Here is a 4732-nt window from a genome sequence, read left to right as displayed (position 1 = left end):
AGGGGATCATGAGCCACAGCTTTTTGGAATACCGTCCCCTGACCTCTGAGATGGAAATGCGCCGCAACGGGGTGCTGATTGCTTTTGAAGAAGGGGTGGCCACTACTTATGCCCTCAAGAATGCGGAAGATCGAGGTGTATTCTTTATTACGCCAGGTACCCGCGTTTACAAGGGCATGATCGTGGGCGAGCACAACCGTCCCCAAGACTTGGAGCTGAACGTCTGCAAGACCAAGCAACTGACCAACCACCGGGCTGCGGGCGGGGAGGAGCTGGTGCACTTGCAAGCGCCGGTGGAGATGACCCTGGAGCGGGCTTTGGAATACATCGGCGAGGATGAGCTGGTGGAGATCACGCCCCAGTCGGTGCGCCTGCGCAAGGCACAGTTAACGCCCTCTCGCCGCTAGTTTTCTCAGCCAACTGGAAGAGAGCCTGGCTCACCACCGCCGCAGGTAAGAGGCCAAGTTGGGGAAATAGAACGCCCCCCAAATCCCCAGCAGGATGACTCCCAAGCCGAACACAACCAGCCAAAGGCGCGGTCGGCTGTGCAGCTTATTGGATCCCACCTGGACGTAGGCCAGATCCACCCAAGCAGTATTGCCGCGGCGGAACCAGCCCACCACTTTGACGCGCCGGCCCACCAGGGCGCGGATCCGCTTCAGGCCGGAAAAGACATTGCCCACCGGGCCCAGAGGGGAGGTGAAGCGCACCGGGATCAGCCCTGTGGCCTCTTGCAGCTTCAGCTCTGCCCCCAGTTGATAGCCGGAGGGGCCCAGTCCCACCAACTCCCCCTCCAGCTCCACCCATTGTCCGCGGCGGGGATCCGCGTCGGGATCCGCCAGCAAGCTGAGCACATCCGTCGGCCTTGCCGGCAGGGATCCCCCGTACATCAACCCCGCTTTGGCCCACAAGCCCACCCCGTAGCCCACCACCGCTGCTGCCGCGATCACCTTGGGATCGAGACGGTTTTGCAGCAGCAGGTAGAGGATCAGCCCCACCAGCCAGCCAATGAGGATCCCGACCACTTCGGCTGCGTAGATGGCCAGATCCAGCCAAAACCGGCTTTGCAGGCGGGCCACATCCAATTTGGACCCGGATCCCAGGCTCAGCTCCGGCAGGAGGCGCAGCCGCTCTCCATATCCCGCCAAGACCTTGAAGCGGTGCCCCGGCAGCGGATGGCTGGAATTGACCTGCATCCAGCGGGCCCAAGGGTTGATTTGATCCCAAAGAAAGACTTGGCCAGCTTGGGAGGGATCCTGGAGGCGGGCGGCAGCACTGGCAGCGGCGATGGTTTTGAAGTCCAAAAAGCTGAACAGGCGGGTGCAGTGCAACAGCGAGGAAGGTCGGCGGTCGTTTTTGTGGGCCTCTTGTAAGCCGGCAGCCGATTTGAGCAGAGCAGCGATCAGCCCGTTCGGGTTGCCGGTTGCCTGTACGGCAAAATGGTCGGCATGGTAGGTGCCCAGGCGCGAGAGGAAAAACAGGGGATAGGAAAGCACCGTGTAGATCAAGTAGAGCAGAGGGGCCACATGCCCGATCAGATCCCGCCGCCGACTTTGGCCGCGCCCCTCCCCCAGCTTGCTCACCTGCTCCAAGGCCAGGTAAACCAGTTGAATCGGGGATCCCAGCAGGGTCATGACCAGGATATCTCCATTAACAATTCGCCCCAGGGCCTGGGCGTAGACGGCGGCAATCTCATCCTCAGAAAGCTGCTGCAACAGGGCTTGGGTGACCACAATGCGGCAGCCATCAGAAAAAGTGCCGTAAACAAAGGCCAGCGGCCCAGCATCCGGGATCACCCCCAGTCGGGGCTGTTTTAGCTGGTTTTGGGCACAGATGCGCTGCAGCAGGCGCGCCGTTTCGGGGCTGTGGCGTTCGATTTCGCCAAGCCTGGCCCAACGCAACTTGTGCAGCCGTTGGTGGAGCTGATCCATCAGCCAGGGGGCAAAAAAGAGAAGGCCTACTCCAAAGTTGACCGCCAGGCTGCCGGCCACCAACCACCGCAGGCCATTGCGCAGCCAGGGCAGCAACCCCTGCAAAAACCAAAGCTGCCGCGGAAAACTCAGCCGGCCAAAATCCAGATGGCTGCCTACCAACACAAAGCTCAGCCACCAAAGGAAGACAATGCCCACCCCTAGGGATCCCCACTTGGCCCAATGCAGGGGGCCGGCCCGCTCCGGCAGGGGGATCTTCATACCCAGTTGGGCGGCCCGTTGACGGGTGGACAGGGATCCCGCTCCAGGAGACGGCTCCTCTGGGGGAGCAGAACGCGGTTCGACAGGTTTGGCGGACGGAGCAGCCAGGGACTCTGTTGCAGTGGGCAGGCGAAGCAAGATCTTCTTGGCCCAGCCTTGCGCCTGGGGGTTGGGGTGTTGCAGCAGCTCTAGGCAGAGGGACCGTGCCTTCTCCGTCTGGCCCAACTGGTGGTAGGCCCGCACCAGGTTCATTTGGGCTTCCAGGGCTTCGCCGTCAGATGAGTCTGCCGGGATCCCTAATGCTTTGTCCTGCTGACGGGATTGGGCCAGGTAGCCTTCAAAAAGTTGGATGGCCTCTTGAAGGCGGCCCTGCCGCAGGGCTTCCTTGCCCGCCTGGACGGCATCGGGGATCATCGGCTTGCTCCTTGCCTGGTAGGGTCTGCTTCTGGAGATCGGTTGGATCCATCTGCTCCCCCAGCTTACTCAGGGATCCAACCCCGAGAGACTGGATCCCCCCTAAAGGGGGTAGCAGAGCAAGCGCCGCCGCAAGCGATCCAGAGCCGTCTGGGCGCTCCACCAACGCACCCCCTCTCTGCCGCGCAGGCTGCCAAACCGGTACTCGTGTACTTCCACCTTCCCTTGCGGATCCGCCAAACCCAGATACACAAGACCGACTGGCTTGGTGGCGGTGCCTCCCTCTGGCCCGGCAATGCCGGTGATGCTCAAGGCCCAGTTGGAGCCCAGGACTTGCTTGGCCCCCAGCGCCATTTGGGCGGCCACCGCCTCGCTCACGGCCCCGTGCTGTCGCAGGGTTTCCGGATTCACCTGTAAAAGCTGCTCCTTGATGCGGTTGTCGTAGGCCACGATCCCCCCCACAAAATAGCGGGAGCTGCCCGGGATCCCGGTCACCAACTGCCCCAGCAGCCCGCCGGTGCAGGATTCTGCCACCGCCAGAGTTTGACCCCGTTGCAGCAACAGCTCCCCCACCACACCGGCCAAGGTGGCGTCATCGCTGCCGAAGTAGTCTTCTCCAGAAATCTGTAAAATCTGCTCCACCACCGGGGCGATCAAGGCTTGGGCCTCTTCACGACTGGGAGCACGTCCGGTAACCCGCAGGCGTACCTCCCCCTGGCTGGCGTAGGGAGCCACCGTAGGGTTTTCCCCCGCCAACAGGGATCCCAGCCGTTCGGCCAGCGTCGATTCGGGAATGCCCCAATAGCGCAGTACCCGGCTGTAGAACACCTCTTTTCCCCAGCCGATGGAGCGCAGATAAGGCACGGCGGTCTCCCGCCACATGTGTTGCATCTCCCGCGGCACCCCAGGGAAGGTGAGAATGTGCAGGTCGGGCCGGGGCTGCCAGATGAGGCCACAGGCGCTGCCAAGCGGGTTGGGCAACACCCTCGCTCCCCGGGGCAGAAAAGCCTGCTTGCGATTGCTCGGCGAGGGCACAAGGCCCCGCTGCCCGTACTTTTGCAGGATCTCTTCCCACACTTGGGGGTGCTCCACCATCTCCGCCCCAAAAAAGGAAGCCAGCGCCTCATGGGTGAGATCGTCCGGCGTCGGCCCCAAACCCCCGGTGATCAGAATCAAGCTGGAACGACCACAGGCCACCTCCAGCGCGTGGTGAATGCGGGCCTCGTTATCCCCCACCACCGTTTGGTAATAGTGGGGGATCCCCAGTTGCGCCAACTCGGCTGCCAAGTACTGGGCATTGGTATTGGTGATCTCTCCCAAAAGCAATTCTGTGCCGATGCAGAGGATCTCAGCCCCTTGGGGAATAGCAGTTTGCGGTGGGATCATGCTTGGCCTCGAGCTCAGCTCAGCCGCAAGAGAAGTATACAAGCAGGGAGGTCTCGGCCTCCCTGCGCGCCCCCAGATTTTGGGCTTGCAGTTGGCCATTCCAAATGGCGGTGAGACAACCGGCAAGTTTCCATCTCCGGCGCCGGCAAAAAGATTGGGGGACGAGATGTATCCGACAGCACAACAGCGACAGACGCTGCAGCAGTGGTTGGGAACAGCTCGGTTTGTTTATAACCGCACCCTAGATTTTCTGAAGTCTTTAGAAGGCGAGCGTCCACCTGGATGCAAGTAGCTACTCACCACATCTTGCCTTCTCTACCAGATTGGGCGAAGGCAGTCCCGTACCAAACCAGAAAGTGGCAGTCATTGTTTGCGTTGGCCCATTCAAGACTTGAGGGATGAGCGCCAAGGCGGCCAGGTTCTGGGTGGACAACTTTGACATTTATTCTTTGACATTTTCTTTGACATTATTTGACATTGTTTATTGTCTTGGTTTATTGTCTTGCTGCTCAAGTTTCAGACCTCCAAGATAGCGGTCAGAAAGCAGCGCCAGCTACATGCCAAGACGGTGCGCTTGCTACTGGTGGGCGCGTAGTGCGTTCCAGGAACGGCCAGAGGCTGTGGCTGAGCAGTACGGGAAACAAGCATTGACATCCTCCCCGGCCTTTAGGCCGGAGATTCCTACCACGCTGCGCATGGATGGCTCCTTGCGCAGTCGTCTCGGCGGGTTCCTGCTTCCG

General features: G+C 61.0%; 3 protein-coding genes and 1 pseudogene. 2 read left to right on the top strand and 2 right to left on the bottom strand.

Annotation, left to right across the window (positions count from 1 at the left end; translation table 11 throughout):
- Window positions 1-407 (top strand): annotated as a pseudogene (locus NW837_RS12125) (translational GTPase TypA); the annotation flags it as partial.
- Between the two features lie 30 nt (window positions 408-437).
- On the opposite strand, the gene NW837_RS12120 reads toward NW837_RS12125, so the two are convergent.
- Together NW837_RS12120 and NW837_RS12115 are read right to left on the bottom strand one after the other, a co-directional pair.
- The gene (locus tag NW837_RS12120) at window positions 438-2606 is read right to left on the bottom strand and encodes a M48 family metalloprotease (RefSeq protein WP_414331861.1); all 2169 of its coding nucleotides are present in this window, start codon (window positions 2604-2606) and stop codon (window positions 438-440) included.
- 102 nt (window positions 2607-2708) lie between these two features.
- Entirely contained in the window at window positions 2709-3992 is a 1284-nt protein-coding gene (locus tag NW837_RS12115) for a competence/damage-inducible protein A (protein ID WP_414331859.1), read from the bottom strand.
- Here NW837_RS12115 and NW837_RS12110 point away from each other — a divergent pair.
- A complete protein-coding gene (locus tag NW837_RS12110; protein WP_083757654.1) occupies window positions 3943-4284 on the top strand; it encodes a helix-turn-helix domain-containing protein in 342 nt (113 codons plus the stop codon). The two genes, NW837_RS12115 and NW837_RS12110, sit on opposite strands and share 50 nt — an antisense overlap.
- Window positions 4285-4732: the final 448 nt, after the last annotated feature.

Origin of the sequence: Synechococcus sp. R6-10 (genome assembly GCF_047461815.1) — a bacterium.
Lineage (GTDB): Bacteria > Cyanobacteriota > Cyanobacteriia > Thermostichales > Thermostichaceae > Thermostichus.
Note: the sequence above shows the minus strand (reverse complement) of the source record. Positions and strands in the feature narration are given on the sequence as shown.

Coding starts and splice junctions, on each gene's coding strand:
- NW837_RS12120 (WP_414331861.1), bottom strand. CDS start 2,606: ATGATCCCCGATGCCGTCCAGGCGGGCAAGGAAGCCCTGCGGCAGGGC.
- NW837_RS12115 (WP_414331859.1), bottom strand. CDS start 3,992: ATGATCCCACCGCAAACTGCTATTCCCCAAGGGGCTGAGATCCTCTGC.
- NW837_RS12110 (WP_083757654.1), top strand. CDS start 3,943: ATGCAGAGGATCTCAGCCCCTTGGGGAATAGCAGTTTGCGGTGGGATC.